Annotated in this window: 22 protein-coding genes; 5 read left to right on the forward strand and 17 right to left on the reverse strand. The window is 66.1% G+C overall.

The window, feature by feature from the left end; all coding sequences use genetic code 11:
* Nucleotides 1–94 precede the first annotated feature (94 nt).
* From lon to ACFWPH_RS29275, 7 genes are all read right to left on the reverse strand, one after another.
* Complete coding sequence (lon, locus tag ACFWPH_RS29245) at nucleotides 95–2,533, reverse strand: endopeptidase La (RefSeq protein ID WP_378755438.1); 2,439 nt, start codon at nucleotides 2,531–2,533, stop codon at nucleotides 95–97.
* A gap of 564 nt (nucleotides 2,534–3,097) precedes the next feature.
* Complete coding sequence (locus ACFWPH_RS29250) at nucleotides 3,098–3,865, reverse strand: alpha/beta fold hydrolase (RefSeq protein WP_378755394.1); 768 nt, start codon at nucleotides 3,863–3,865, stop codon at nucleotides 3,098–3,100.
* A gap of 214 nt (nucleotides 3,866–4,079) precedes the next feature.
* Complete coding sequence (locus ACFWPH_RS29255; protein WP_378755395.1) at nucleotides 4,080–5,351, reverse strand: acyl-CoA dehydrogenase family protein; 1,272 nt, start codon at nucleotides 5,349–5,351, stop codon at nucleotides 4,080–4,082.
* Nucleotides 5,352–5,375: 24 nt separating this feature from the next.
* Nucleotides 5,376–6,251 (reverse strand): SDR family oxidoreductase, encoded by an 876-nt coding sequence (locus ACFWPH_RS29260; RefSeq protein WP_378755396.1) that lies wholly within the window; start codon nucleotides 6,249–6,251, stop codon nucleotides 5,376–5,378.
* 112 nt (nucleotides 6,252–6,363) lie between these two features.
* Nucleotides 6,364–7,230, reverse strand: a complete 867-nt coding sequence (locus tag ACFWPH_RS29265) for a MaoC/PaaZ C-terminal domain-containing protein (protein ID WP_378755397.1) — start codon at nucleotides 7,228–7,230, stop codon at nucleotides 6,364–6,366.
* Between the two features lie 2 nt (nucleotides 7,231–7,232).
* Nucleotides 7,233–7,667 carry an SRPBCC family protein gene (locus ACFWPH_RS29270; protein WP_378755398.1) on the reverse strand — a complete coding sequence of 145 codons (435 nt, stop codon included), beginning with the start codon at nucleotides 7,665–7,667 and terminating at the stop codon, nucleotides 7,233–7,235.
* A gap of 48 nt (nucleotides 7,668–7,715) precedes the next feature.
* On the reverse strand, nucleotides 7,716–8,921 hold the full coding sequence (locus ACFWPH_RS29275) for a lipid-transfer protein (protein WP_378755399.1): 1,206 nt from the start codon (nucleotides 8,919–8,921) through the stop codon (nucleotides 7,716–7,718).
* Nucleotides 8,922–9,079: 158 nt separating this feature from the next.
* Here ACFWPH_RS29275 and ACFWPH_RS29280 point away from each other — a divergent pair, with 158 nt between their 5' ends.
* Entirely contained in the window at nucleotides 9,080–10,093 is a 1,014-nt protein-coding gene (locus ACFWPH_RS29280; protein ID WP_378755400.1) for an AraC family transcriptional regulator, read from the forward strand.
* Between the two features lie 67 nt (nucleotides 10,094–10,160).
* Here ACFWPH_RS29280 and ACFWPH_RS29285 read toward each other — a convergent pair whose 3' ends face one another.
* Nucleotides 10,161–11,864 carry a thiamine pyrophosphate-binding protein gene (locus ACFWPH_RS29285; RefSeq protein ID WP_378755401.1) on the reverse strand — a complete coding sequence of 568 codons (1,704 nt, stop codon included), beginning with the start codon at nucleotides 11,862–11,864 and terminating at the stop codon, nucleotides 10,161–10,163.
* A complete protein-coding gene (locus ACFWPH_RS29290) occupies nucleotides 11,861–12,670 on the reverse strand; it encodes a cyclase family protein (protein WP_378755402.1) in 810 nt (269 codons plus the stop codon). Before ACFWPH_RS29290 ends, ACFWPH_RS29285 begins: the two co-directional genes overlap by 4 nt.
* 168 nt (nucleotides 12,671–12,838) lie before the next feature.
* On the opposite strand from ACFWPH_RS29290, the gene ACFWPH_RS29295 reads away from it, so the two are divergent.
* The 4 genes from ACFWPH_RS29295 to ACFWPH_RS29310 all read left to right on the forward strand — a co-directional run bounded on the left by ACFWPH_RS29295 (nucleotide 12,839) and on the right by ACFWPH_RS29310 (nucleotide 16,537).
* Nucleotides 12,839–14,194, forward strand: coding sequence for a hypothetical protein (locus tag ACFWPH_RS29295; protein ID WP_378755404.1), 1,356 nt, complete (start codon nucleotides 12,839–12,841; stop codon nucleotides 14,192–14,194).
* A gap of 66 nt (nucleotides 14,195–14,260) precedes the next feature.
* Nucleotides 14,261–15,064 (forward strand): TIGR03084 family metal-binding protein, encoded by an 804-nt coding sequence (locus tag ACFWPH_RS29300; protein ID WP_378755405.1) that lies wholly within the window; start codon nucleotides 14,261–14,263, stop codon nucleotides 15,062–15,064.
* A 360-nt stretch (nucleotides 15,065–15,424) separates the two neighbouring features.
* Nucleotides 15,425–15,898, forward strand: coding sequence for an SRPBCC family protein (locus ACFWPH_RS29305; protein WP_378755407.1), 474 nt, complete (start codon nucleotides 15,425–15,427; stop codon nucleotides 15,896–15,898).
* A gap of 9 nt (nucleotides 15,899–15,907) precedes the next feature.
* On the forward strand, nucleotides 15,908–16,537 hold the full coding sequence (locus ACFWPH_RS29310; protein ID WP_378755408.1) for a ribonuclease H: 630 nt from the start codon (nucleotides 15,908–15,910) through the stop codon (nucleotides 16,535–16,537).
* A 105-nt stretch (nucleotides 16,538–16,642) separates the two neighbouring features.
* Here ACFWPH_RS29310 and ACFWPH_RS29315 read toward each other — a convergent pair whose 3' ends face one another.
* From ACFWPH_RS29315 to ACFWPH_RS29350, 8 genes are all read right to left on the reverse strand, one after another.
* Nucleotides 16,643–17,290 carry a hypothetical protein gene (locus ACFWPH_RS29315; protein ID WP_378755409.1) on the reverse strand — a complete coding sequence of 216 codons (648 nt, stop codon included), beginning with the start codon at nucleotides 17,288–17,290 and terminating at the stop codon, nucleotides 16,643–16,645.
* A gap of 41 nt (nucleotides 17,291–17,331) precedes the next feature.
* Nucleotides 17,332–18,396, reverse strand: a complete 1,065-nt coding sequence (locus ACFWPH_RS29320; protein ID WP_378755410.1) for a hypothetical protein — start codon at nucleotides 18,394–18,396, stop codon at nucleotides 17,332–17,334.
* A gap of 137 nt (nucleotides 18,397–18,533) precedes the next feature.
* The gene (locus tag ACFWPH_RS29325; protein WP_378755411.1) at nucleotides 18,534–19,694 is read right to left on the reverse strand and encodes an MlaD family protein; all 1,161 of its coding nucleotides are present in this window, start codon (nucleotides 19,692–19,694) and stop codon (nucleotides 18,534–18,536) included.
* On the reverse strand, nucleotides 19,694–20,788 hold the full coding sequence (locus tag ACFWPH_RS29330; protein ID WP_378755412.1) for an MlaD family protein: 1,095 nt from the start codon (nucleotides 20,786–20,788) through the stop codon (nucleotides 19,694–19,696). The genes ACFWPH_RS29325 and ACFWPH_RS29330 overlap by 1 nt, the downstream gene beginning before the upstream one ends.
* A complete protein-coding gene (locus tag ACFWPH_RS29335) occupies nucleotides 20,785–21,885 on the reverse strand; it encodes an MCE family protein (RefSeq protein WP_378755413.1) in 1,101 nt (366 codons plus the stop codon). Before ACFWPH_RS29335 ends, ACFWPH_RS29330 begins: the two co-directional genes overlap by 4 nt.
* Complete coding sequence (locus ACFWPH_RS29340) at nucleotides 21,882–22,880, reverse strand: MCE family protein (protein WP_378755414.1); 999 nt, start codon at nucleotides 22,878–22,880, stop codon at nucleotides 21,882–21,884. The genes ACFWPH_RS29335 and ACFWPH_RS29340 overlap by 4 nt, the downstream gene beginning before the upstream one ends.
* Nucleotides 22,877–23,908 (reverse strand): MCE family protein, encoded by a 1,032-nt coding sequence (locus ACFWPH_RS29345; RefSeq protein ID WP_378755415.1) that lies wholly within the window; start codon nucleotides 23,906–23,908, stop codon nucleotides 22,877–22,879. The genes ACFWPH_RS29340 and ACFWPH_RS29345 overlap by 4 nt, the downstream gene beginning before the upstream one ends.
* Nucleotides 23,905–25,449 (reverse strand): MlaD family protein, encoded by a 1,545-nt coding sequence (locus ACFWPH_RS29350; protein WP_378755416.1) that lies wholly within the window; start codon nucleotides 25,447–25,449, stop codon nucleotides 23,905–23,907. The genes ACFWPH_RS29345 and ACFWPH_RS29350 overlap by 4 nt, the downstream gene beginning before the upstream one ends.
* Between the last annotated feature and the right edge of the window lies 1 nt (nucleotide 25,450).

Consider the following 25,450-nt stretch of genomic DNA (forward strand, 5'->3'; position numbering starts at 1 on the left):
TTCGGGTGGACCGGCCGGGCGGATGGGAGCCATTCGCGGAAACGCGAACGGGCCGCGGTAGCCGGTGATGGCTACCGCGGCCCGCGGGAGGATGTCAGGCGGTGGCCGCCAGGGACCGGTCATCGAAGGCCGGTTCCCGGAACGGCTCTATCGCATGCGCCAGGATCTCGGCCACGTCGGCCACCGGCCGGACATCCAGTTCGGCCAGCACATCGGCGGGAACGTCGTCCAGATCCGCCTCGTTACGCGCCGGGATGAACACCGTCTTCAGCCCCGCACGCTGGGCGGCGAGCAATTTCTGCTTCACCCCGCCGATCGGCAGCACCCGGCCGTTCAGCGTGACCTCACCGGTCATCCCCACATCCGAACGCACCGGACGCCCGAGCGCCAGCGATACCAGCGCGGTCACCATGGTCACCCCGGCGGACGGACCGTCCTTGGGCACGGCGCCCGCGGGGACGTGCAGGTGCAGGCTGCGTTCGAGAACACCGGGTTCGATACCGATCTCGCCGAGATGCGAGCGCACGTAGGTCAGCGCGATCTGCGCCGATTCCTTCATCACGTCTCCCAGCTGCCCGGTGAGAGTGAGGTTGCGCTCCCCTTCCGCGGTGTTCGCCTCGATGTAGAGGACGTCACCACCCAGTCCGGTGACCGCGAGGCCGGTCGCCACACCCGGCACGACCGTCCGTTCCGCCGAGTCCGGGGTGAACCGGGGGCGGCCCAGGTACTCCTTCAGGTCGGCAACATCGATACGCAGGCTTTCGCCTAGCGCGGTGACACCGTCCGCGGCCTTCCCGCCCGGGCCGTAACCCAGTTCGGGGTCGTACCCCAGACCGCGCGCGGCATCCGCACCACGCTCGGTATCGGCCTCGAAGCCGCTCGTAGCGTCGTCCCCGAGACCGCTCGGGGTCGTACCGGAGATTCCGGTTTCGGATAACCGGGTTGCGGCCTTGCGCAGGATCTTGGCGATGAGCCGTTCCATCTGCCGGACCCCGGCTTCCCGGGTGTAATCGGCCGCGACCTCACGCAGTGCGGCATCGGTGACCTGGACTTCCCCGGCGGTCAGCGCATTGCGTTCCAGCTGGCGGGGCAGCAGGAAATCGCGGGCGATGGCCACCTTGTCGTCCTCGGTGTAGCCGTCCACGGTGATCACTTCCATCCGGTCCAGCAGCGGGCCGGGGATGGTTTCCATCACGTTGGCGGTCGCCAGGAACAGGACATCGGAGAGGTCGAGGTCCATATCCAGATAGTGATCCCGGAAGGTGTGGTTCTGGGCCGGGTCGAGCACCTCGAGTAGCGCCGACGCAGGGTCACCGCGGAAATCGGCACCCAGTTTGTCCACCTCGTCGAGCAGGACGACCGGGTTCATCGAACCGGCTTCCTTGATCGCCCGCACGATCCGGCCGGGCATCGCACCCACATAGGTGCGCCGGTGACCACGGATTTCGGCCTCGTCCCGGACACCGCCGAGCGCGACCCGCACGAACTTGCGGCCCAGCGCCCGGGCGACCGATTCGCCGAGCGAGGTCTTACCCACTCCGGGCGGCCCGGCCAGCACCAGCACCGCGCCCGACCCGCGACCGCCGACGACCTCGAGCCCGCGCCGGGCACGCCGCGCCCGGACCGCCAGGTACTCGACCATCCGGTCCTTCACCTCGTCCAGGCCGTGATGGTCGGCGTCGAGCACCGCCCGAGCGGCGGCGACATCGGTGGAGTCGGTGGTTTTCACCTGCCACGGCAGTTCCAGCACGGTATCGAGCCAGGTGCGGATCCAGCCGGTTTCCGGGCTCTGATCGCTGGACCGCTCCAACCGGGTCACCTCGCGCAGAGCCGCCTCCCGGACCGATTCCGGCAGATCGGCCTGCTCGACCCGGGTGCGGTAGTCGTCGGCGCCGTCCGGTTCGTCCTCGCCCAGTTCCTTGCGAATGGCGTTGAGCTGCTGGCGCAGCAGGAATTCGCGCTGGCTCTTCTCCATGTTCTCGCGAACCTCGTCACCGATCTTCTCGGTGACCTCGGCCTCGGCGATATGCGCGCGGGTCCATTCGATGAGCCGGTTCAGCCGCGCCGTGACATCCGGGGTTTCGAGCAGTTCCCGTTTCTGCTCGGCGGTGAGATAGGCGGCGTAGCCGGCGGTATCGGCGATGGCCGAGGGGTCGGTGAGCTGGTTGACGGCATCGATCACCTGCCACGCTTCACGGCGTTGCAGTACCGAGACCACCAGCTTCTTGTATTCGTCGGCCAGTTCCCGGGTGCGGCCGTCGGCGTCGGGGGTTTCGACCGGTTCGGCCTCCACCCACAGCGCGGCCCCGGGCCCGGTGACCCCGTGGCCGATCTTCGCGCGCCGTTCCGCCTTGAGCACGGCGGCGGGGGTACCGCCGCGCATCCGGCCGATCTGCTCGATGGTGGCGAGCACACCGTAGGCGGCGTACCCCTCGGTCAAGCGGGGAGCGAGCAGTACGGTTCCGGTCTTCGCGGCCTGCGCGGCATCGATCGCGGCCTGCGCGGATTCGTCCAGTTCGATCGGGACGACCATGCCCGGCAGCACGATGGGATCGGTCAGGAACAGCACCGGAAGATTCAGTGGTGTAGTCACGAACACAACCTCCAATAGTTGAGCTATCCCGACTCAACTTCTCGAGGTTCGTCGTTGTTCCACCCCGGCCCCGTGTTCGCCCAGGGCGAAGAAGCGGCGGCGCTCGACCGCATCAACAACGGCTCGGCCTCGGCACATCGCCGGCCGGCTCGTGTCGACGACGTCGGCCGGGCGCAGGATCGGTGTGAACGAACAGTGTGACACCCGCGAACACGCCGGTCCCGATGTAGACAGGGCACCGTGGTGACCTTCACATGGTCGTGGCCCCACAGGACCGGCGTGTTCAGTGGTACATGGCTTCGATCTCGGCGGCCTACTTCTCGGTGATGGCCTTGCGCTCGAGTGACATCTTCGGTGTGAGTTCATCACCGCCCGGCTCCCAGATCACCGGTAGCACGGTGTGTTCCTTGATCTGCTCCACGTTGCTCGGTCATAGTACGTTCTCCATTCGAAGCGGACGGCTGGACTCGGTGCAACCAGGCCGCGTGCGAGCCGGCGGAGGAGTCATGCGATCTCGCGGTGGCCGAGCTCGCAGTCGAGGAGCATGGCGGCGACAGCGTCGGGCGCATCCACCTGTGGGCAGTGTCCGACTTCGGGCAGAATCCGCACCCTCGCGGACGGAAATCGGTGTCGGGCGCGAATCGCGGCGGACGGCGGTATCAATGTGTCTCTGCCGCCGTGGACGATCAGGGTCGGCGGTAATGCTCCGGCCGGGTAGCCGGCATCGAACTCGCGCAGTAACGCACGACCGCAGGCAATCAAGCTGCCGATCGGCCGGGTACGCGCGAAGAGCTCGAGAAACCGGGTGACGTCTTCGGCAGAATTCGGCCGGTCACGCACGTAGAGCACGCGGTTGGCGACAGCCACTGCGCCACGACCGCGAAACACGGCAGCAGGCACGCGGATACGCGCGAGCAGCGATTCGGGGGGCCCGTACCGGCCGACGGTCACGGTGACCAGCGGCCGGTATCCGAAACCGGGAGCATCGCAAGGGACGGATGCCCGCACGGGCAGTTGCGGATTCAGCGCCGCACGCAGAGCAAGTCCCGCTCCCATCGAGTTGCCCCCGAGCACCACGCCTTCGGTGCCTGCGTGAGCACGCACCAGTGCGGCGACGTACGCGTCCAGGAGGGGCAATATCGGTTCGCCGGTACGGCGGCCGTTCACCGGCGGCAGATCCACCGCCACCGCGCGACGCCCCGCCTCGGCAAGGCGTTCGAGCACTCGCCGCCAGGTATCGGCGCGGTCGTAGATTCCATGCAACAACACCATCGGCGGACCGTCGCCCGCGACGCTGAGCTGACGCGTTCGCCAACCGTCGTAAACTTCGACCGATTCTGTCACCACATGGTGACCACTGCCTGGCTTCATTGCCATGTCTTCAACCTGGGTTGCCGGATCGATCTGCCTGGAAAACACCCGCCGCGTCCGCTCACGATCACACCGAGCCGCCGGTGGGATGCGAGCGGATGCGGCCCTGCGCGGCTCACTGGGCGAGCAATCCGTTGGCGACGTGAGTCACCTGGATTTCGTTGCTGCCGGCGTAGATCATCAGCGACTTCGCGTCACGAGCCAGCTGCTCGACCCGGTATTCGGCCATGTAGCCGTTGCCGCCGAACAACTGCACCGCTTCCATCGCGACATCGGTCGCCGCACGGGTGGAGTAGAGCTTCATCGCCGATGCCTGGGCGAGGGTCGGCAGTTTGCCTGCGGCGAAGCTCTCCAAGGCGTTGAACACCATGTTCTCGACGTTGAGGCGCGCGACCTCCATCTCGGCCAGCTTCAGCTGGATCAGTTGGAACCGGCCGATCTCCTGCCCCCACAGCGTGCGGGACTTGGCGTAGTCGATGCACAGGCGGCGGCACTCGTTGATAATGCCCAGCGACAGAATCGCGCAACCGACCCGTTCGACGATGAAGCTCGACCGGGCGCTTTCGCGGCCGTCGCCGCCCTTGTGGTCCTCGGTCTCGCCGAGCAGGCGATCCTTACTCAGGCGCACGTTGTCGAAGAACAGCTCACCCGTGGGCGAGGAGTGCATGCCCATCTTCTGGAACGGCTTGCCCTGAGTGAAGCCCTCCATACCCTTGTCGAGGACGAAGGTGAGAACCTTGCGCTCGCGTTTGCCGGCCCCGTCGCCCTCGTCGAGCTTGGCGTAGACCACCACTGTGTCGGCGTAGGGACCGTTGGTGATGAAGGTCTTCTGACCGTTGAGGATGTAATCCTCACCCACGCGGCGGACGTAGGTTTTCATACCACCGAACGCGTCGGAACCGGAGTCGGGTTCGGTGATCGCCCACGCGGCGACCTTCTCCAGCGTGACAATATCCTTCAGCCAGCGCTGCTGCTGCGCCGGCGTGCCCCGGGTCGCAATGGTCGCCGCGCCGAGACCGAGGCTGACCCCGACCGCCGCGACACTGCCCAGAGTGACCCCGGTCAGCTCGCTGATGAGCACCGCCGCCATGCTGCCCTGCGCGGCCAGTGAGTTGCCGGCGGTCTTCTTCTTATCGCCCGGCTTCTTCTCCGGTACCGGCTCGCCCGCGGCGATGCGGTCGGCTTCGGCCTGCTGCGCGGCCAGCATCTTGTCCACGGCTTCGCCGGCCATGGCAGCGATACCGAAGTCCGCGAACAGCTTGCGCATGATGTCGTACGGCGGCAGATCGCCGTGCTCGAGCTCGTCGAGATGGGGACGTACTTCCTTGTCGATGAACGCGCGCACGGACTCGCGGATCATCTCGTCGGTTTCAGACCATTCGAACATCGTCGTTCACTCCAGAATCAGGGCTCAGGGCAATCGCGCGGCGATATCGTCGATGGACCACGCCTCGTCGGTCTCGATGGTCTTCACGTCGTGCCAACCGGCGAGTTCGCTGATCGCGCCGCCCTGCACCGCGAACACCTTGCCGGTGACCGGACATTTCTCGGTCGCCAGGTAGGCGGCCAACGGCGAGATGTTGGCCGGACTGAAGGAATCGAAGCCTCCCTCGGCCTCGGCGGCCTCGGCCGCCATCAGCGCACCCATACCCGGGGTGGCCAGGGTCAGGCGGGTGCGCGCGATCGGGGCGATCGCGTTGGCCCGCACGCCGTAACGCTGCAGCTCGTCGGCGGCAACGAGGGTCAGCGCGGCGATGGCGGCCTTGGCGGCACCGTAGTTGGCTTGGCCCGCGTTCGGCATGGTCACTCCGGAGGCCGAGGCGGTGTTGATAATTGCCGCGTTCGGCAGGCGGCCGGCCTTGGATTCGCCCTTCCAGTACGCCGAGGCGTGATGGATAACCGCGAAATGGCCCTTGAGATGCACCGCCACGACGGCGTCCCAGTCGGCTTCCGACAGGCCCGGGATGAAACCGTCACGCAGGATCCCGGCGTTGTTGACGACGATATCGAGGCCACCGAACTCCGAGATCGCCTGCGCGACCAATGCCTGCGCGCCCGTCCAGGTGGCGATGTTGTCGGAGTTGGCGACCGCGCGACCGCCGGCGGCGACGATCTCGTTCGCCACCTCCTGCGCCGGCCCGGCATCGACGCCGTCACCGCTGTTGCTGCCACCGAGGTCGTTCACCACGACGGCGGCCCCCTCGCGGGCGAACAGCAGTGCGTGCTCACGTCCGATGCCGCGGCCGGCGCCGGTGATGACGGCGATCCGACCTTCCAAAGCACCCATGTCTACTCCTTCGTACAAAGTCTCGTTCTGCCGCGACGGATGTAGCGGCAGGCAGGCGGCGCCGCGACGGGCGACCGCACCGACGGTTCTGCGCCCCACGGGTGGCAGACCGCTATCGGTTCGCGATTTCGGCGATGCCGTTGCTGAGGACCACGTCGGATCCACGCACGGTCTCGAACGCGTAAGTGGTGACGTCGTTTTCGGTGCCCGCCTGCCAGATGCGGGTGTCGAGGTCGTCGCCGGGAAAAACGAACTTGGAGAACCGGACGGCGAAACGTCTGATCCGGTAGACATCGGAGTCGGCTACTCCGGCGAGTACACCCCACCCGGCCATCGCCATCGTGCACAGACCGTGCGCGATGATGCCGGGCAGACCGGCGTCCTTCGCGACTTCCTCGTCCAAGTGGATCGGTACCGGGTCGCCCGAGGCCGGCGCGTACCGGAACGTCTGGTCATCGTCCACATGGTGGGCGGCCTCGGCCAGCGGCGACGAAGCCTTGAGCTCGGTGTACGGCTCGATGAGCGGAATCGCCTCCCCCACCTTCGGACCGGCGTCGACACCACGGAAGAAACCGGACAGGTACTGCTCGTTGACCAGTTCGCCGGTCTCCTCGTCTTTGCAGGTGAGATGGATATAAACCAGCGAGCCGGTCGACTTCGTCTCCCAGCCGATGACCCGTCCCTGCGACACCAGTCGATCGCCCGGCTCTATCGGCCGATGGAAATGGAAGTCCTGCTCCCCGTGAGTGATCCGGCCGAAGATATCCATCGGGACCACATCGACGGCAGGCGCCATCAGTGCGTCGAAGGCCGGGACGATGGCGAACACCGGCGAACCGATGTCACCGGCGCGGTGCGCGGCGATCGGGTCGTTGGTAGCCGCGGCGTACTCGGCCAGCCGCTCGCGGGTGACCTCGAAACGTTCCTCGTCCGACCACAGGTTCAGGCCGTCACGGTCGAATTCGAATACATCGGCCATGCTCAGGCCCCGGCGGCGAGAGCGGCCAGCTTGTCGAGCGAGGCCTGCAGCTGCTTGGTGCCGTCCTTCTCGACGGCCTTACCGAGCGCGCCCTTGATCAGCGAGCCCTCGAAATCGCCGGAGACCCGCACCTCGGTCCGGTCGCCGGCCGGGGTCAGATCGAAGGAGAAGGTTGCCTTCACACCGGCCATCCCGGTGCCCGACAGAACCAGCTTGGCCGGCTCGGCCTCCCCGACGACCCATTCCATCTTGTTGGCCATGCCGAGCATGAAGATCTTCGCGGTCAGCGCCGCGCCCGCGGTCAGGGTGGCCGGCGGCTCGACCATCCAGCGCTCGTGGATGGTGAACCAGTCACCCCAGGTCGTCGGATCGGTGATCACGGCCATCAACTTTTCGGCGGGGGCGGACAGGGTGGCGGTCTTCTCGATGTGACCCATGATTGTTCTCCTACGAAAGGGATTGTCATGTAAGGGGATTGAGAACGGTCAGCGGTTCGCGCGCTGGTAGGCGGTGACGACGGCGGCGCCACCGAGGCCGATGTTGTGCTGCAGCGCGGCGGTCACGTTGTCGACCTGACGCGCGTCGGCGGTGCCGCGCAACTGCCAGGTCAGCTCGGCACACTGCGCCAGACCGGTCGCGCCGAGCGGGTGGCCCTTGGAGATCAGGCCGCCGGAGGGATTCACCACCCATTTGCCGCCGTAGGTGGTCTGGTTGTCGTCGAGCAGCCGGCCTGCCTCACCGGGCGCGCACATGCCCAGGGCTTCGTAGAGCAGCAGTTCGTTGGCCGAAAAGCAGTCGTGCAGCTCGATGACCTGGAAATCCTCGGCGCCGAGGCCGGCCTGCTGGTAGACTTGCGCGGCCGCGGCGACGTTCATGTCGTAGCCGATGATGTTCTTGCAGCTGCCGTCGAAGGTCGATACGAAATCGGTGGTCATCGACTGGCCGACGATCTCGACCGCCTGATCGGCCAGATTGTGCTTGTCGACGAAGTCTTCACCGGCCAGGATTGCGGCGCCGGAACCATCGGAGGTCGGCGAGCACTGCAGTTTGGTCAGCGGGTCGTAGATCATCCGCGAGTCCAGGATCTGTTCCAGGGTGTACTCGTCACGGAACTGCGAATACGGGTTCTGCACCGAGTGCTTGTGGTTCTTCCAGCCGATCGCGGCGAAATGCTCGGCGGTGGTGCCGTACTGCCGCATATGTTCGCGACCGGCCGCGCCGAACATCCACGGCGCGGGCGGAAACAGCACCTCGGAGATCTCGGCGAGCGCCATCATGTGATTGCCCATCGGCTGCTCGCGGTCGTCGAAGGTCGAGCCCAGGGAACCGGGCTGCATCTTCTCGAAACCCAGCGCCAAGGTGCAGTCGGCAAGGCCGCCGCGGATCGCCTGCGCCGCCAGATAGAGCGCGGTCGAACCGGTCGAGCAGTTGTTGTTCACATTGACGACCGGGATGCCGGTCATCCCGAGTTCGTAGACAGCGCGCTGCCCGGACGTGGACTCGCCGTACACGTACCCGACGTAGGCCTGCTGCACCTCATCGTAGGAAATACCGGCATCGGCCAGAGCCTTCGTACCCGACTCGCGTGCCATGTCCGGGTAGTCCCATATGCTGCCGTCGTCGTTGAGTCGTCGACCCGGCTTCTCGAATTTCGTCATGCCGACGCCGACGACGAATACCCGCTTCGTCACAGGAAGTTCCTCTCCTCAGGCCAGCTGTCCAGCTGCCCCTATGACGCTATGGGTGCGAATCCGGCCCCGGAAGGACTACAACGGGCCATTTGGGGGACCGAAACGATCATCGTCACTGGTACGGTACGAGCCCGCTCAGCGATGCCGAAGGAGCCACCGTGGCGCACACGATTCCGATGCGGTTCTTCCGGGCCACCGTCGAATCGATGATGAAACGCGGCCTCGATGTGGAACAGGCACTTCGTGGTGCCGGGCTCGACTGGCGGCTCTATACCGAGGACCGCGCCCGGATGACACCGGAGCAGGCGACCGGTGTCATCCGGGCGCTGTGGGAGCAAACCGACGACGAACTGCTGGGGCTGGGACCACGACCGGTGGCACGCGGGACACTGCGACTGGCCGGTCTGACCATCATCCACACCCGGGACCTGCGCACCGCGCTGGCGCGGATGCTGGAGTTGACCACTGTGACCACCGGTATCCGCTGGACGCTGCGCACCGACGAGGCGGGTCTGGCCATGGTCACCAGCGAAGAGCAACCGGTTCCGCACATCGACCCGGTGGTCGTCTTTGCCATGGCCGGTGGCCTGCACCGTTTCGCCGGATGGCTCATCGGATCGCCGCTTGCCCTGCAGTCATTGGAGTTTCCCTTCGACGCGGAGTACCTGAGCGAGGACTACGCGCTCATATTCGGCGTACGGCCCAGATTCAGTGCGCCGCGGGCCGCGATATCGTTCGACGCCGGGTTGCTGACCAAACCGGTTGTGCGAGACGAAGCCGACCTCAAGCGGTTCCTTCGCGACGCGCCCGGTGCGCTCCTCTATGCGCCACAGCAAACTGCGACCACCGCGGCACGTGTGCGCACGATCTTGGAACGCAACCCGCAAGGACCCTGGCTCGGTGCCGGCGAACTCGCCCGGCGTTTGTCGATCAGCCCACCGCATATGCGACGACTACTGCGCGCCGAAGGCACCACCCAGCGCCGGATCCAAGAGGAGATCCTGCGCGACCGCGCCGTCGAAGCGCTGGTGCACGGCGATGAGTCGATCGCCGATCTCGCAGTCCGCCTGGGCTATTCCGAACCCAGCGCGTTTCGTCGCGCCTTCCACCGATGGACCGGAAGTGCACCGATCGACTATCGCCGGTCCCGGTCCTCCGGTCCACATCACTGAACCGGCCCGCAACTGCCCGGGAGGTCGCGGCGTTCGCCCAGGCGGCGGTGTCGATGATCGCGGCTGATCAATGGCCGGCGAACGCCTCCGCCAGCCACCAGGCCCCGCCGTCGCTGGTGATCTTGGCGTCGATCACCAGCGGTCGCGACTGCCCGTCCTTCCGATACTGCCGCACCCACTCGCGGATCGGCGCCAGATCGCCGACCGAGCGCACCGTCACCCCGGTGGCACCGAAACCTTCGGCGATGGCGGCGATATCGGTTTCCGGGAAGGTCACCGTGGCGTGATCGGCGTCGCCGAAATGATGGACCTCGGCACCGTAGGCGGAATCGTTGTACACGATCGCCACCAGCGGTAATCCGGCGCGGACCGCGGTCTCCAGTTCGGCGATCGCCATCAGGAATCCGCCGTCTCCGGCACCCAGTACCGGGATCCGGCCGGGCTGCGCAAAGGCCGCGCCGACGGCGGTGTGCAGACCGAGGCCGATCGATTGGAAAGCCTGGGTGAAACAGAAACCGAACTCGTCGGGCACCGACAAGTGGGTCGCCGGGTAGCCCATGAAGTTCCCCGAATCGATCGAGACGATCCGCTCCGGCGGCAGGATCTCGTCGAGCGCGATTGTCAGCACCCGGGGATCGATCCGCTCCGCAGTGGAACTGTCGACGACCGGAACAGCCTGCCAGCGCGATTCTTTCGCGATACGCTCCGCGATATCACCGGTGCGGTAACCGATCTGGCCGGCCGAACCGGACGAACGCAATTCGGTGAGCACATCCCGCGCGGTCGCAGCGCAATCGCCGAGAACCCCGAAATCGACCGGACGATGCGCGCCGAGGGCATCGATATCGTCGTCGACCTGAACAACCCGCGCGTCCGCGCCGATCAGACGGCCGTGCCGCATCGTCCAGTTGTTCAGCGCGCACCCCCAGCCGACGATCAGGTCCGCGCCGGCAATGAGTTCGGCCGTGGCCGGCGACGAAAAACCGCCGGAGATACCCAGGGCGAATTCGTCATCCGCGAACAAGCCGTTCGCGACCGCCGACGTGGCGACCAGTGCACCGCAGGCCCGCGCCAATTCGGCGACGGCGGGGCCGGCGGCTCGGGCGCCGCGGCCCGCGACGAAGACCGGTTTCCGCGCGGCGCACAAGGTTTCGGCGAACCGGGCCACCGACCCGCCATCCGGCCGGACCCGCGCCGGTGCCACGACTGCCGTCACCGGCCCGGTCACCGAACACGCCGCGGCGGCGATATCGATGGCCACATTCAGCACCACGGTGCGCCGCTGCGCGACGGCGGTCCGGAACGCGCGCGTCACATCGGCAACCGCGGTCGCGGCCGAATACACGCGGTCGCTCACCGCGCCCACACTGCGGACCAGCGCGTCCTGATCGATCCGGAAATTGGCGCGCAGCGCCGCGGCCGGGCTGTCGGCGGTCAGCACAATCATCGGGGTGCGGCTCTTGGCGGCCTCGCCGATACCGGTCATCGCATTGGTCAAACCGCAACCCTGATGCAGCGACACCACGCCGACCCGCCCCGACATCCGGGTATACGCGTCGGCCATGGTCGCGGCGCCGCCCTCGTGCCGGGTCGCGGTGAACGGCACACCGCCCCGGCGCAGCGCCTCGGTGAGCACGAAGTTCCCGCTACCGACGACCCCGAAGACATGACCGGCACCCAGGTCGGCCAGTGCACGTCCCACCACATCGGCGACAGTGGGGCCGTATATCAGCTCACCCTCCGCGCCGGCCGGATACTGCACAGCCGTCATCCGAGAGCACCGTCCGGATCTATCACGGCGAGCACCCGCGCCGGGCTACCGGTGCCGCCGACGATCGGCAACGGGGTCACCACCAGCATCGCGCCCACCGCCGGCAACCGGCCGAGATTGCGCAGCGAGGTGATGCCGTACTTGTCGTTGCCGAGGAAGTAGTGGTGCACCGGGAAGGCCGGATCGAACCCACCGGCGAGCCCCGCGTCCACCCCGACCGTCTCCACACCCAGCCCCGTGATCTCCCGTTCGGTGGCCAGCCACCGGGCACAATCGACCGCCACGCCGGGCGTATGGGAACCGGTGTCGTCGGCGTTGAGGAACGCTGCCTCGGAATCGCCCCGGGATTCCCAGCCGGTGCGCAGCAACAGCCACGTCCCCGCGGTCAGCCGGCCGTGGGTCCGTTCCCAGGACTCGACATCGGCGACGGTGAGCAGGTAATCGGGATCCGCGGCGACCTGCTCGGTCAGGTCGAGAACGGCCGCCCGGCCGATCAACCGCCGCACCGGAATCTGCGATACATCGTCGCCGTCGCGGCCGGTGACCCAGTGCACCGGTGCGTCGAGGTGGGTGCCTACATGTTCCCCGGTGTGGATGTTGTTGTGCCGCCAGAACGGGCCGGGTTCGTTGTAGGCGCTGACCTCCTCCAGGCTGAAATCGATCAGATTGGCGAAGGGGGCGGGCAGGCGTAACGCCGGGGTCGAACTGCTCAGCGCGGTGGTCAGGTCGACCACTTCCAGGTTCCCGGTGGTGACGGCGTCGAGGAAGGTCGACAGCGCGGTGGCGGCGGCCTGAGGATCGGTCATGTGGGCACCTTATTCCGGTTCCACCGCGGTGGGTGGTGGATGTCCACCTTCGGGCCGCCCGCCCGGCAGCGGTGCCCGGCGGCGAGGTGGGGGCGCTGATTGACACTCGAGACGGCCCGGTGACAATGTGATCATCGAATCCACAATCCGGCCCAAGGGGAGCGCGCGATGATCTCACTCTCGTCCGGAGTGTTGATCGATTGGGAGGAACTCACCGGGCAGACCAAATTCGTGGTCGACCTGATCAGTTTTCCGATATTCAGCGCGGCGGCCGGCTGGTTCACCAACTGGACCGGTGTGGTGATGCTCTTCTGGCCGCTGCTGTTCCGCGGGGTCCGGATTCCGGGGCTCGCGGTGCTCTACCCCTATCTCCCCCGCCGGGTGCAGGTGCTGCCCACATTTTCCGAGGACGGTTCCCGGCTCGGGTTCCAGGGTTTCATTCCGGCCCGGGCCGAGAAAATGGCGAGTATCTGTGTCGACAAGGCATTGATGCGAATCGGTAGTCCCCGCGATTTCATTCACGAACTCGATCTCGACGGTATCGCCGACTATGTCGCGGCCCTCGCCGGTAAACAGGTGAAGCCCATCGTGGACGAGGTGATGAACCGGGAGAACCCGGACTTGTGGCAGAGCCTGCCGCGGCCGATGCGCCAGCTCATCTATCAGCGGGTCGAGCGGGAGATGCCGGAACTGTGCGAGAAGGCGTTCACCTCGCTCGGCGACAATGTCGATCAGCTGATCGATATCAAGGGTTTCGTCATCCGCTATCTGCAGGACAACCCGCATATCCTCAAGGATCTCACCACCACCATCGCGGCTCCGGAGCTGAAATTCATGGTCCGGGTCGGTTTGCTCGGTGCGCCGTTCGGATTGCTGCTCGCGTTGTATCTGCATATTCATCAGGACATCCCGGTATGGGGCTGGGTCCCGGCCTGGGTGATCGTCCTGCTGGTGACCGCGCTGATCGGTGTGGTGGTGAATATCATCGCCATCCGGGTGGTGTTCACCCCGGGTGATCCGCAACCGCGCTACAAATACTTGTGGAAGCAGGCCCTGCTGGCCAAACGGCAGCCGCAGGCGGCCACCGATCTGGCGCATATTCTCGCCTATCAGGTACTGACCTTGCCGAACCTGTCCAACGAACTGTTGAACGGTCCGAACGGTGACAAGACCCGGCGACTGCTCGAACAACTCATCTCCGACGAGATCCACCGGCAACTGGGGCGGACGACCTCGGTGGTCCGTGCCGCGTTCGGCCGCCGCCAGTTCGACAATCTGAAGGTGGGCGCGGCCGGTGCGGCCGTGGGGCTGGCGCCGGCGCTGGTCGGGGATGCCGATTTCATCCGGGAGCAGGCCGAGAAGATCGACGAGTTCGCCGCCCGCAAACTCCAGCAGCTGACCCCCGGCGAGTTCATGGAGATGTTCTACGCGTCGGTCGAACAGGACGCCTGGCTTTTGTATCTGCACGGTGCAGTACTCGGCCTGTTCGTGGGCGCGACCCACCTGCTGATCTTCGGCTGGTAGGCCCCCGGCCAGAAAATACAAGCACGCTTGCTTGTATTTGGCCCGCGCCGCTGGAATGCTGAGCCCATGGCCGACCTGTTCACCCTGCTCGACGACCTGCGTGCCGAGAGCGCCGCACTCGAAGCATTGGTCGCACCGCTCCCACCCGCAGAATGGGCCCGGTCCACCCCGGCCGCCGGCTGGACCATCGCCCATCAGATCGGCCATCTCGCCTGGACCGACGAGGTCGCCGGGCTGTCTGCCACCGACGCGCGAACCGGGGGTACGACCTTCACCGAACTGCTGACCGAGGCCGCCGACCGGGTGACCACCTTCGTCGACGACGCCGCGGCCGAAGCCGCCGATATGCCGGTCCCCGCCCTACTACAGCGCTGGCGCAGCGGCCGGACGGCCCTGGACGCGGCATTGCGCGGCATAGCGGGCGATGCCAAGGTCGCCTGGTTCGGGCCGCCCATGCGCCCGGGGTCGATGGCCACCGCGCGGCTCATGGAAACGTGGGCCCACGGTCAAGATATCGCCGACGCGCTCGGCGTCCGGCGTGAACCGACCGATCGGCTACGCGCGGTCGCGCATATCGGTGTACGCACCCGGGATTTCGCCTATATGGTCCGGGAACTGCCGGTTCCGGCGGCGGAATTCCGGGTCGAGCTCGTCGCACCGTCGGGCGCGCTGTGGTCCTGGGGTCCGCCGGATGCGCAGCAGCGGGTCACCGGACCGGCGCTCGATTTCTGCCTGCTGGTGACGCAGCGGCGCCATCCGGACGATCTGGCACTCCAGGCGACCGGCAGCGATGCCACCCGGTGGCTGACGATCGCACAGGCCTTCGCGGGGCCGCCGGGGGAAGGCCGGAAGCCCGGAATGTTCGCTTGATACGGGGCCGGCGAGCGCCGGACCAGGTTTCCCGCGCAGCCGGACATCATCGGCCGGGGTGCCTGCGCACGGCAGTCGAGTACGGCGCTCGCCGGCTGCTGTTATGTACCCCTGACACCGCCCGCGAAAACCTGCGGCGCATATGGTCACCGGATCCGGCGACAGCCGCACCGGTGTGATGCTCGTCTCCGTGGAACGTACGCTGGTCACACCAGGTTCGATGCCTACCTGCTCTGATACGATTCCGGCACGATTCGGCCGTACATCACATACGCGCCGCACGGCTATCGATTCCCGGACTGCCGGAAATAAAGCGGAAGGCTATAGTATTTTTGTCGGGCAGCCGTGGAGGGAGGGCCCGTGGGCTTCATCAAGTACGCAAGCGATGTGACGGCGCCGATCACCGTGGCTTTCGCTTATGCCGACGACCCCCGGTCCATGACGGAGTGGCTGACGGGTGCCGAACACGTTTCGATGCAGGGCGAAATCGACCGCGGGCTCGGCGCCCGGTACGGCATCCGGTTCCGGTTCGGGCTGTGGCGCCCGGTGTTGAACTGCGAGGTCACCGAACACCGCCAGGACGCGGTGATCGGCTACACCCTGATCGGCGGACCGCTCAGCGCCTGTCTGACACTACGTTTCGATCCACTCGGCCGCGGCAGATCGGTACTCACCTCGGAGCTCGACTACACCGGTTCACGGGGTTTCGCGGCCCCCTTGCGCGATCGTCCACGCAAGGCGCTGCTGCGCACCGCGCTGCGCCGCAGCGAATCGAGATTGCGCGCGGCCATCGAAGAATTGCACGGTACAGATCTTGTCGGCCGACTTGCGTAGGGTACTGCCATGATCATCGTGAGTACCGACGGTTCATGCCTGCGAAACCCCGGCGGGGCCATCGGCTGGGCGTGGGTCGATCATGCAGGTGGCGCCGAAAGCGGCGGCGCGGCAACGGGTACCAATCAGATCGCGGAGTTACGCGCGGTCCTCGAGGCCATCCGCTCCCACCCCGGCTCCGACCCGCTGCTGATCGAGAGCGATTCGCTCTACGCGATCAAATGCGCTTCCGAATGGCTGCCCAACTGGCGTAACAACGGCTGGCGCACCTCCACCGGCGGCGCGGTGAAGAATGTGGAACTCATCCGCGATATCGACCACGCCATCGCCGCCCGGCCGGGCCCGGTCCGGTTCCGCTGGGTGCGCGGACATGTGGGCAACTACTTCAACGAACAGGCCGACGCGCTGGCCGGTGCCGCCGCCCGCAAGGCAGCGGCGACCGCCCCGCGCGACAACCTCCCCACCACCGGCGCCCGCCCGGCCATCAGCGAGAAAACCACCATGAGCGCGACCGCCGGCGATCCGGCCGGTCCACGCCCGGTGCTCGAAACCTCCGCGGCAGCAGGGAAGGCTGCGGAACCGGCGGCCGGCCCGGCCGCCGACTACGCGACAACAGCGCAGGCACTGCACCTGTTCTGAATCAGGTGCGGCGCCCGCGCTGTTGTCGCCGTGGTACGGATATTTGGATACCGCCCGAATAGCCTCCGGCGGTGGTGGCTCGACCCACCGCCGGAGGCGCCCAAATCAGTTGCCCGGCAACGGCGCCGGAGCCGGCTGGCCTTCCGGGGCCGCCGGAGCGGGACCGCCCGGTGCCGGAGCACCCGGCGCGGCCTGGGCCGGATCGCCGCCCACGCCCGCCAGCATGGCCAGATCCCACTGGTTGACGATCCAGCGGTCACCGTCCTTCTCCAGACCCGCGACCACCGCAATATCCTGCCGCTTCGGTTCGGGTGTTACGGCATTCGTCTTCATCAGACCGATATTGACCAGGACCTTGGCGCTTTTCTCGTCACCGGACTGGAAACCGCAACTCGCTTCGTCGACCCAGGACTTCACCTTGGATTCGGTGAGCAACTGGCGCAGCACGTCCCAGTTCTGCTCCACCGAGCCCACGACATCAGCGGTGGCGCCGTCCTTCATTGCCCGCATGAAACCGTCGAGGTCGCCCTCGAAATCGTAGGTGTTGGTCGCCCGGGCGAAATCGCAGGCCGTCCGGGTGGATTCGTCCTGCGCGGCGAGTTCGCCGTTGTTCTGCTGGTAGGCGCGGAAGTACAGCACCCCGGCGGCGACCAGCGCCACCAGCACCACGCCGGTGACGAAGGCGATCACCACCGGGAGCAGCCCGGATTTGCCGTCGGTGTCCTGCGCTGCCGCGGTCTCGTTCTTCGCCATAGCTTCGAGTCCTAACTTCTGATTCGTCTCGCGGCCGGGAGCTACTGCTGCATCATCGGCGTATCGAAATTCGCCACCATCCAGCGACCGTCGACTTTCTCCATATCGACATTGGCCGCCACCTTGACCCGGCCCGGAGCCTGCTGCTGCGGGCCGCCGGCGGTGGTGAACTGCTGGTCGATCACCAGCACCACGCGTGCTTTGTCACCGTCACCGGATTCGTAACCGCACTGCACTTCGGCGGCGGTGGAGTTCACCTGGGTCTCGGCGAACCGGGCCTTCAGGTCGGGGCCGATCTGCGAAACCAGTTTCTTCCATTCACCGGTCGCGTTCTGATCCAGTCGTGATACGTAGTCGTCGGCCTTGTCGCCGGTATAGGTGGCGAAGCTGTTCCCGAAATCGCAGGCGGCCTTGGTGGCCGCGGCACGCCGGTCCAGTTCGGTCTGGCGATCATTGGCGAGATAGAAGAAAACACCGACCGCGACCAAGGCCGCGATCACCAGCACGGCCGCGCCGGCCAGCACCGGCAGCGGGAACCGCGAGCGCAGGCCGGAAGACTTCGCCGCCTCGGCGCCGGTTTCCGGTTCGCCCGCACCGGACTGCTGCGCCTGCTTTACGGCATCTTCGCTGCCCGCTTCGGCCGCTTTTCCGGCTGCGGATTTCCCGAGCGCGACCGTCGGTTCCGCGGCGGCCGATTCGCCTTTTCCGCCGCCGGCCGAGTCCGGGCCGTCGATCTTCGCCGTGGCGTCCGCGTCGGCGGGTTCATCGACCTTCGCCGTGGCATCGGCGTCCGCAGGCTTCCCGATCTTCGTTGTGGCGTCGGGGTCGGCAGGCTTTTCGTCCTTCACCGTGGCATCGGCGTCCGCGGATTTCCCGGCCTTCACCGTGGCATCGGGGTCGGTTTTCGCGGCCTTCTCCGTAGCGTCCGAATCGGCGGACTCCCCGGCTGCCTTGTCCGCTGGTTCAGCCGGACCGGCCGGATCTGCCGCCGCGGCGCTGTCGGTCGATGAACTACCGGAGGGTGTGGTGTGCTCAGCCGCGTCGTCCGCCGGCACACCAGTGCCTTCCGGCTCCAAGGGGTCGGAGCTGGGTTTTTTCGAGGACATCTGTACTGTTCACACCTTCCCGGCGCCTCTCTGCGGACGCGCCGTAATCTACCGGCCGGAAAACGAGCGCCGGGTGTGGCGGGCATCTCTGCGAGAGTATGCACCGTCGCACCCGGCACCGGACGACCGGTCTCCTACTACCGCACGGGCGGCAGCGTACGTTCGTTCGGATCCACACCCGGCGGGATGTGCGCGCCGTTGTTCGGCACATCCGGTCGCGGTGCGTTGGCCGCGCCGCGGATCTGCTGGCCGGGCGGGGGATTGTCACAGTAATTCCACTTCGGCAGCGTGCCGTCCTGGACGATCTGGGTTTTCACCGGAGTGGACTGGTACTGGCAGTAGGGCCGGAACCAGATATCGAGCATGGCGTGGAATTCGTTGTCATGGGCGGGTACGCCCAGTGCCGCGCCACCGAGTTCGAGCGCCGGGAACAGCGCCGCCAGCGCCGGCTGACGCAATTGCGCCGCACGCGTGACGGCGACGAAGTTGTTCAGCAGCGTGGTGATCGGATCGCTGGTGGCGTCCAGCGTCGCGGTCACGCTGGCGAACTGTCCGGGCGCCTGGTCCAGCACCTTCACCAGCTCGGCATTCGCCTTGTTGAACTGGTCGAACAGTACCTGCGAGTTCGCGGTCAGGGTGCCCAGGTCGGGCTGGGCCTGGGAGGTGGTGGCCGCAATCGTCTGCAGATTCGCGATCAGGTTCGTGGTCTGCGGCAGCAGATTCTCCAGCCCGGCCGAGACCAGGCTGACGCCCTCGATCAGCGAACGCAGCTGATCGGGTCCACCGCTGAGCGCGATATCGAGCTCGTTCAGGATCACCGAGAAATGCTCCGGGTTCACCTGCGCGATGAGGTCGCTGGAGTTCTCCAGGACCGATGAGATCGGGACCGGAGTGCTGACCCGCTCGGGGTCGAAGGTGATCTCCGAACCGTCGGTCAGGAACGGCCCCTGGTTCCCGGCGGGCCGGAAATCGATGTACTGCTCGCCGGCACCGGACAGGGCCTGCACCGCGACCTTCGTATCCACCGGGATATCCCACTTGGATTCGATCTCGGCTTCGGCCTGGATTCCGGCACCGTTGCCGACGAGTTCGAGGCTGCTCACCTCGCCGACCCGGTAGCCGCGCAGCGTGACGTCGTTACCTTCTTGCAGGCCACCGGACCGGTCCAGGTTCACGATGACGGTGTAGGTGCTGCGCAGCGGGTTCACCCGCATGACGTTGACCATCAGATAGGTTCCGCCGATGAGCAGCGCCAGCACGATACCGAGGTTCGACCACAGGATTTTGTTCTTCAACATCACTGGCCTCCCACGCGCTGCTGGACGACCTGGAGGATCTGGATCAGGCTGCCCGCGAAATCCTGTAGATCACGCACGTCGTAGAAGTGGCTGGTGCCCGGGGCAGTGAGCATCGCGATATCGAGATTGGTGACATTGACCTGAGCGGCGAGGCTGCTGCCGCGGAAGGTGGCATCGACGGGACCGCGCAGTTCGTGCAGGATATCCATCAGCGCACCGAACTTGTCCCCGGTGGCCGCGAGCGCCGCCATCAGGCTGTTCAGACTGTCGAGGGTGCCCGCGAGATCGCCGCCGGAGGTGTTCGCGTAATCCCCGAGCGCGGCGCTCGTGGTGGAGATCTTGCTCAGCAGATCACCCAGCGCCCGGTTGTTCTCGGCGACCGCGCCGATCATATCCGGCAGCGTATCGGCGACCTGGCCGAGTTCGTTGCGGCGGCTTTCGAGAGTGCCGGCCAGCACGCTGAATTCGCCGAGCACACTGTCGATTCGCGCGGAGTTCGCGTTGATACTGGAAACCACGCCGGTGATCTGGTTGACCAGATGGACTACCTGGTCACTGCGCCCGCCGACGATGGAATCGAGTTCGGTGCCGAGCCGCGTGAGGTGGGCGATACCGCCGCCGTTGAACATCAGCGATACCGACAGCAGCAATTCCTCCACCGTGGCGCCGGCCGAGGTCTGCTCGATGGGCAGGGTGTCGCCGTCCTCGAGCAGGGCCGTCCCGGGCTCGGTCTGCGGTTTGGCGACCGCGATGAAGACATCGCCGAGTGGGGTCGCCTGGCGCAGTTCGGCGGTGGTCCCGATCGGGAGTTCGATATCCTTGCGAATTTCCATATCGACGATCGCCTGGAAATTCTTGGTTTCGATATTGGTGACCACGCCGACATCGGAACCGCCGACCTTCACCTTGGCCTGGTCGGGCAGGTTCAGCGCATTGTCGAATACCGCCCGCAGCCCGAGGGTTTCCCCGCTCGCGCCGGGCTTCGGCAGCGGAATATCCTCCACCGTCAGGCCGCAACCAGAGGCCAGCGCCACCGTACCGGCCGCCACCAGGACGGCTACGGTGCGGCGGGCGCGTCGGATTGTTCGTATCATTTCGTCAGTCCCAGCAGTGCGGCGGTGAGTCCGAAGTCCGGTCCGAAATCTTCGGGCCGGCCGGTCCGGCAGCCGTCGGATCGCATCTGAATCCGTTCGCAGAACAGGCTCACGAGTTCGCCACCCGCGAGGTTGGTGCCGATCAGCGCGTGCAACCGGACGTAGCCCTGCTCGTAGTTCATCGAGCGGTGGATGTTCTGCAGCAGCATGGGCGCGACGTCGACCACCTCGGTGACGCCGTGCGCGTTCTGCCGCAGCTGCTCGATCACGGTGTTCATCCGGGTCAGCGTGTCCACCAGCTGATCCTGATGCTGCCCGAAGACCGAACTGGTGTTGTTCAGGAAGTCGTAGAGCTGCTGCAGCGTGGCCTGCAGACCGGGTGCCTGCTCGGCCAGCATGGTCGTCATCTGGGTGGCCTGGTTGCTGAAATCGCGGACGGCCTGGTCGTTCTCGGCCAGCATCGTGGTCAGCTCGTTGAGCTTGGTGATGATGTTGGCGATGGCGCCCTTGTTGTCGACACCGACCTTCAGCGCACTGGACAGCGCGTTGAGAGTGTCGCGCATCTTCGTGCCCTGACCGTTGAGCATCGGGTACAGCACCCGGCCCGACAGCGGGCCGATCCCTTCCTGGCCCTCCTGTGGTTTCAGTGCGTCGGCGAACTGATCGATGGTCTTGAGCATGGTGTCCAGCTCGACCGGCACATCCGTTTTCTCCAACGGCAGGTGGTCGCCGTCTTCGAGTGTTTCGCCCTCGACGTAGCGCGGCGTGAACTCGATATGCCGGTTGGTGACGATCGACGGGGATATCACCACGGCCTTGGCGGATTTCGGGATCTCCACATCGCCGTCGATGCTCATATGGACTTCCACGAGATCACCGTGCGGGATGATCTTGTCGACCTTGCCGACCTCGAGCCCGAGCACGGTGATCGGGTTGCCCTCGTACATACCGGCGATGTTCTCGAAATCCGCGGTGATCTTCATATCACCGCCGACCACGCTGTTCACCATCGAACAGCTGCCCAGCGCCAGCGCCGACGCGCCGATGACCAGCGTTTTCGCGGCCTTCTTCACGAGGTCGATGTTCAACGGATTCATCCCTGGCACCCCTCGGCGACTTGGGCGAAGCACAACCAGTTGTCCGGGAACAACCACGGGATACCGACCTCGGCGTAGTTGCCGTTACCCCAGGCGTTGGCCAGGTAACGCACCGACGGCGGCATGATCGACAGCAACCGGTCGAGGTTGTCCTTGTTCTTCTGCAGGCCCGCGGCCATGGTGTTGAGCTGATCGAGCGTGGTGGTGAACTGATTGTTGTTCTGCGCGCCGATCGCCTGCAGCTGCGCGGTCAGGGTGGCCACATTGTCCAGCAGGGTCCGCAGCAGTTGCTGGCGTTCCACCACCCGCGAGGCGATGGCCTCGCCCTGGGTGATGATGAGAAGGGCACTGTTGCGGTTGTCGGCCAGGATGGTGGTCACCCGGTCGAGGTCCTTCAGCAGCTGCTCGACATCGTCCTTGCGGCTGTCGATCACCTTGGCCAAGGCTCCGATGCTGTCCAGCGACTGGGCGACCAGCTCCGGGGAGCCCTCCAGCTGTTCGTTGAACAGGTTCAGCGATTCGGCGAGTTTGCCGGGGTCGAGCTCCTGGAATTCCGGGGTGCCCTTGTCGACCACATCGGCGAGATCGTAGGGGACCGCGGTATTGGTCTTCGGGATGCGGTTATCGGACAGGCCCGTACCGTCACCGGGTTGAAGGTCGACGTAGCGGGCGCCGAGCAGGGTGGCCATCTTGATGGCTGCCCGCGCATCGGGTCCGAGTTCCACATCATTGGAGACCTGGAGGGTGAGCAGGACGTGGTCGCCCTCGAGTTCGGCCCCCGATACCCGGCCCATCGGCACACCGGCCACATTGACCTTGTCGCCGACGGAGATACCCGCGGATTGGACGAACTCGGCCTTGATCGACTGCTCGCCGATACCGAGGTTACGGAAGCCACTGGAGACCAGAACCAGTACGGCGACCACGATGACGCCGATGATGCCGAGCCCGAAGTAGCGGTTGTTGTTGAACCAGGTTTTGAATTTGGTCATCATGGCCGGCACACCGCCGATTGCGAATTGCCGCCGATCTGCGAGAACAGACCGCGGGGGAACAGGACTCCGTACAGCGAGACATCCAACCGGCAGATATACGCGTTCGCGTAGGCTCCTTCGGAGGTGAATCGTCCCGCGTCGGCGAGGATGGCGGGCAGGTCGATCGCGGCCTGATCCAGTTTGGCGCCATTGGCCAGGAACAGGGTCAGCGCGTCACGTGTCGAATTCTGGACCGCCTCCAGTTTGGGCTGGATATTGCCCACCATTCCGACGAGCGCGGTGGTGGCACCCGCGATCTGCTCGGTCGAGGAGAGCAGCGATTGGCCCTGCTCGTACAGACCGCCGATCAGCGCCCTCGTCTGAGTTATCAGCGTCTCCAATTCGCCCCCTCGTTTGGCCAGGCCCGCCATCACACCGCTGAGGTTGGTGATCACATCGCTGAGAATGGCGTCACGCCGCTGGAAATCGGTGGCCATGGTGGCCGCCTGGGTGATGAAGGAACTCAACGAGACCCGGTCACCCTGCAGGGCGAGGATGAAGGTCTCCGAGAGCCGGTTCACCTGTTCGGGTTCGAGAACCTCGAACAGCGGCTGGAATCCGTTGAGCAACGCCGAGATATCGAAGGACGGCTCGGTGCGATCGACGGGAATGGTGGCGTCCTCCGCCAGCTCGGTCGTATCCCCGCCGGAGCCCGGCGCCAGCGCCACATAGCGCTGGCCGATCAGGTTCTGGTACCGCACCAGCGCTTTGGTGTTACCGAACAGGGTCTGATCGTCCTGGACGATGAAGCTGACCTCGGCCTTCGACTCGCCGGTCAGTTCGATCTTCTCGACCTTCCCGACGCGCACGCCCGCCATCCGGACATCGTCGCCCTCACGCAGACCCAGCACATCGGTGAAGACCGCGGAATACGATTTCGTATCACCGTCCACGGTGCGGGCCAGCGTATTCCACACAAGCACGGTGACCAGCACCGATACCACTGCGAACAGGCTGAAGCCGATCAGCGGTTTCCGGACGCCCTTCACGCGGACGCCTCCTCGGTCACTCGCAAGGTTCCGCCTTCGAGAATCGAACTCAACATCAGGTACTCCACTGAGGTCGGCTGCCGGCCGAGCAGGGCCGCCACCGCCGCATCGCCCTCATAGGAGGCGATCGGCCGGGCCGCGGGAGCGGCACCGTTCTCACTGTCTGCCGCCGGTGCGGCCGCACCGGGTTCGGCCGGCGGGGCCGGCGGCTGGTCACCGGGCTGGGCGGCCGGCGCGGGGGCCGGGGCACCGGGCAGGCCCGGAAGCTGCGGCAGACCCTGCGGGAACAAACCTTCCAGCGGCGTACCGGCGAACGGGTTGTTCGCAGGCGGTGCCGCCGGGGCGGGGACGCCGACCTCGCTGGTGACACCGGGGATCGGCGGCAGACCGGGGATCGGCGGCAGCACCGGCAGGCCGTCGGCGGCGGGCAGCCGGCGCGGTTTCATCTGCTCGGGCAGGTACCCGGGATCGGCCACGGCGGGCGCGGTGAAACAACTCGGTCCGGCGAGGTCGCCGTAGCGGGGGCAGTCCGCGACGGTGTTCGGATTGAACGGGGTGAACGAAACACCGGCGTTCCACACCATCTGCTGCTGCGGACCCCAGGTGAACGTCGTGCGCAGGTTGCGCGCCGAGGTATTCAGATTGCTGATCGCGTTGGTGATGGAGGCGGGGTTCGCGGCCAGCGCACCGAAGGTCTGGTTCAGTCCGACGGTCAGCTCTTTACCGGTATTCGGGTTCCGCGCGAACAGATCGTTGACCTGATCCACCATGCTGCCGGCGCCGGAGATCACATCGACCAGTTGCTCGCGCCGGTCCGCGATGGTCTTCGCCGTCTGTACCGAGGACGCCAGGACGTCCATCAGTTCCGGCGCCGACTCGTTGAGCGCATGCGTCGAATCCGCGAAATCCTGCAGGAAGACACCGAGGTCCGGAATCGACTCGTCCACCGAGGTCAGCCAGTGGTCGATCCGCTCGATGGTCGATCCGGGCGCCCGGCCGCTGCCGTCGAGGGCATAGGAAAGAGTGCCCAGGACACGGCCGAACTGCATCGGGTCGATCCGGTCGAGGATGTTCTGAACCGTGGTCAGTGTGTCCTGCAGGGCGATCGTGCCCTGGCTCTTGTCCTCCGGGATCTGCGAGCCCTCTTCGAGGTGAGCCTCGGCAGGACCGTTGTACAGGAACTCCACGGAGGTGACGGCGAACAGGTTGCTGGGCACCACCCGGGCGGTGACGTTCGCCGGAATCTGATCGACGAACTCGGGCTTCAGCTCGATATTCACCTGCTGGAGTTCGCCCTGGGCGGCCACCGACACCGTTTCGACAGCACCCACGAGGACACCGCGGAACTTCACATCCGCCTTCTGTGGCAGTCCGTCACCGGTAGTTGTGAGGTTCGCGGTGACCCGCACCTTCTCCACGAAATAGCCCTGGTAGCGGGCCATCAGGAAACCGAGGACCACTGCGAAGACAACCAGGCCGCATACGCCGGCGATGAGCAATTGCTTCATCGTGGGCCCGCGCCCACTCGGATCGATGATCATT

The organism is Nocardia sp. NPDC058499 (genome assembly GCF_042719915.1).
Taxonomy (GTDB): Bacteria; Actinomycetota; Actinomycetes; order Mycobacteriales; family Mycobacteriaceae; genus Nocardia.

What these genes read in the sequence shown, in the direction of transcription:
- lon (WP_378755438.1), bottom strand. Translation starts at nt 2,533, where the DNA reads ATGGTCGTCCCGATCGAACTGGACGAATCCGCGCAGGCCGCGATCGAT.
- ACFWPH_RS29250 (WP_378755394.1), bottom strand. Translation starts at nt 3,865, where the DNA reads ATGGTGTTGTTGCATGGAATCTACGACCGCGCCGATACCTGGCGGCGA.
- ACFWPH_RS29255 (WP_378755395.1), bottom strand. Translation starts at nt 5,351, where the DNA reads ATGTTCGAATGGTCTGAAACCGACGAGATGATCCGCGAGTCCGTGCGC.
- ACFWPH_RS29260 (WP_378755396.1), bottom strand. Translation starts at nt 6,251, where the DNA reads ATGGGTGCTTTGGAAGGTCGGATCGCCGTCATCACCGGCGCCGGCCGC.
- ACFWPH_RS29265 (WP_378755397.1), bottom strand. Translation starts at nt 7,230, where the DNA reads ATGGCCGATGTATTCGAATTCGACCGTGACGGCCTGAACCTGTGGTCG.
- ACFWPH_RS29270 (WP_378755398.1), bottom strand. Translation starts at nt 7,667, where the DNA reads ATGGGTCACATCGAGAAGACCGCCACCCTGTCCGCCCCCGCCGAAAAG.
- ACFWPH_RS29285 (WP_378755401.1), bottom strand. Translation starts at nt 11,864, where the DNA reads ATGACGGCTGTGCAGTATCCGGCCGGCGCGGAGGGTGAGCTGATATAC.
- ACFWPH_RS29290 (WP_378755402.1), bottom strand. Translation starts at nt 12,670, where the DNA reads ATGACCGATCCTCAGGCCGCCGCCACCGCGCTGTCGACCTTCCTCGAC.
- ACFWPH_RS29295 (WP_378755404.1), top strand. Translation starts at nt 12,839, where the DNA reads ATGATCTCACTCTCGTCCGGAGTGTTGATCGATTGGGAGGAACTCACC.
- ACFWPH_RS29300 (WP_378755405.1), top strand. Translation starts at nt 14,261, where the DNA reads ATGGCCGACCTGTTCACCCTGCTCGACGACCTGCGTGCCGAGAGCGCC.
- ACFWPH_RS29310 (WP_378755408.1), top strand. Translation starts at nt 15,908, where the DNA reads ATGATCATCGTGAGTACCGACGGTTCATGCCTGCGAAACCCCGGCGGG.
- ACFWPH_RS29315 (WP_378755409.1), bottom strand. Translation starts at nt 17,290, where the DNA reads ATGGCGAAGAACGAGACCGCGGCAGCGCAGGACACCGACGGCAAATCC.
- ACFWPH_RS29320 (WP_378755410.1), bottom strand. Translation starts at nt 18,396, where the DNA reads ATGTCCTCGAAAAAACCCAGCTCCGACCCCTTGGAGCCGGAAGGCACT.
- ACFWPH_RS29325 (WP_378755411.1), bottom strand. Translation starts at nt 19,694, where the DNA reads ATGTTGAAGAACAAAATCCTGTGGTCGAACCTCGGTATCGTGCTGGCG.
- ACFWPH_RS29330 (WP_378755412.1), bottom strand. Translation starts at nt 20,788, where the DNA reads ATGATACGAACAATCCGACGCGCCCGCCGCACCGTAGCCGTCCTGGTG.
- ACFWPH_RS29335 (WP_378755413.1), bottom strand. Translation starts at nt 21,885, where the DNA reads ATGAATCCGTTGAACATCGACCTCGTGAAGAAGGCCGCGAAAACGCTG.
- ACFWPH_RS29340 (WP_378755414.1), bottom strand. Translation starts at nt 22,880, where the DNA reads ATGATGACCAAATTCAAAACCTGGTTCAACAACAACCGCTACTTCGGG.
- ACFWPH_RS29350 (WP_378755416.1), bottom strand. Translation starts at nt 25,449, where the DNA reads ATGATCATCGATCCGAGTGGGCGCGGGCCCACGATGAAGCAATTGCTC.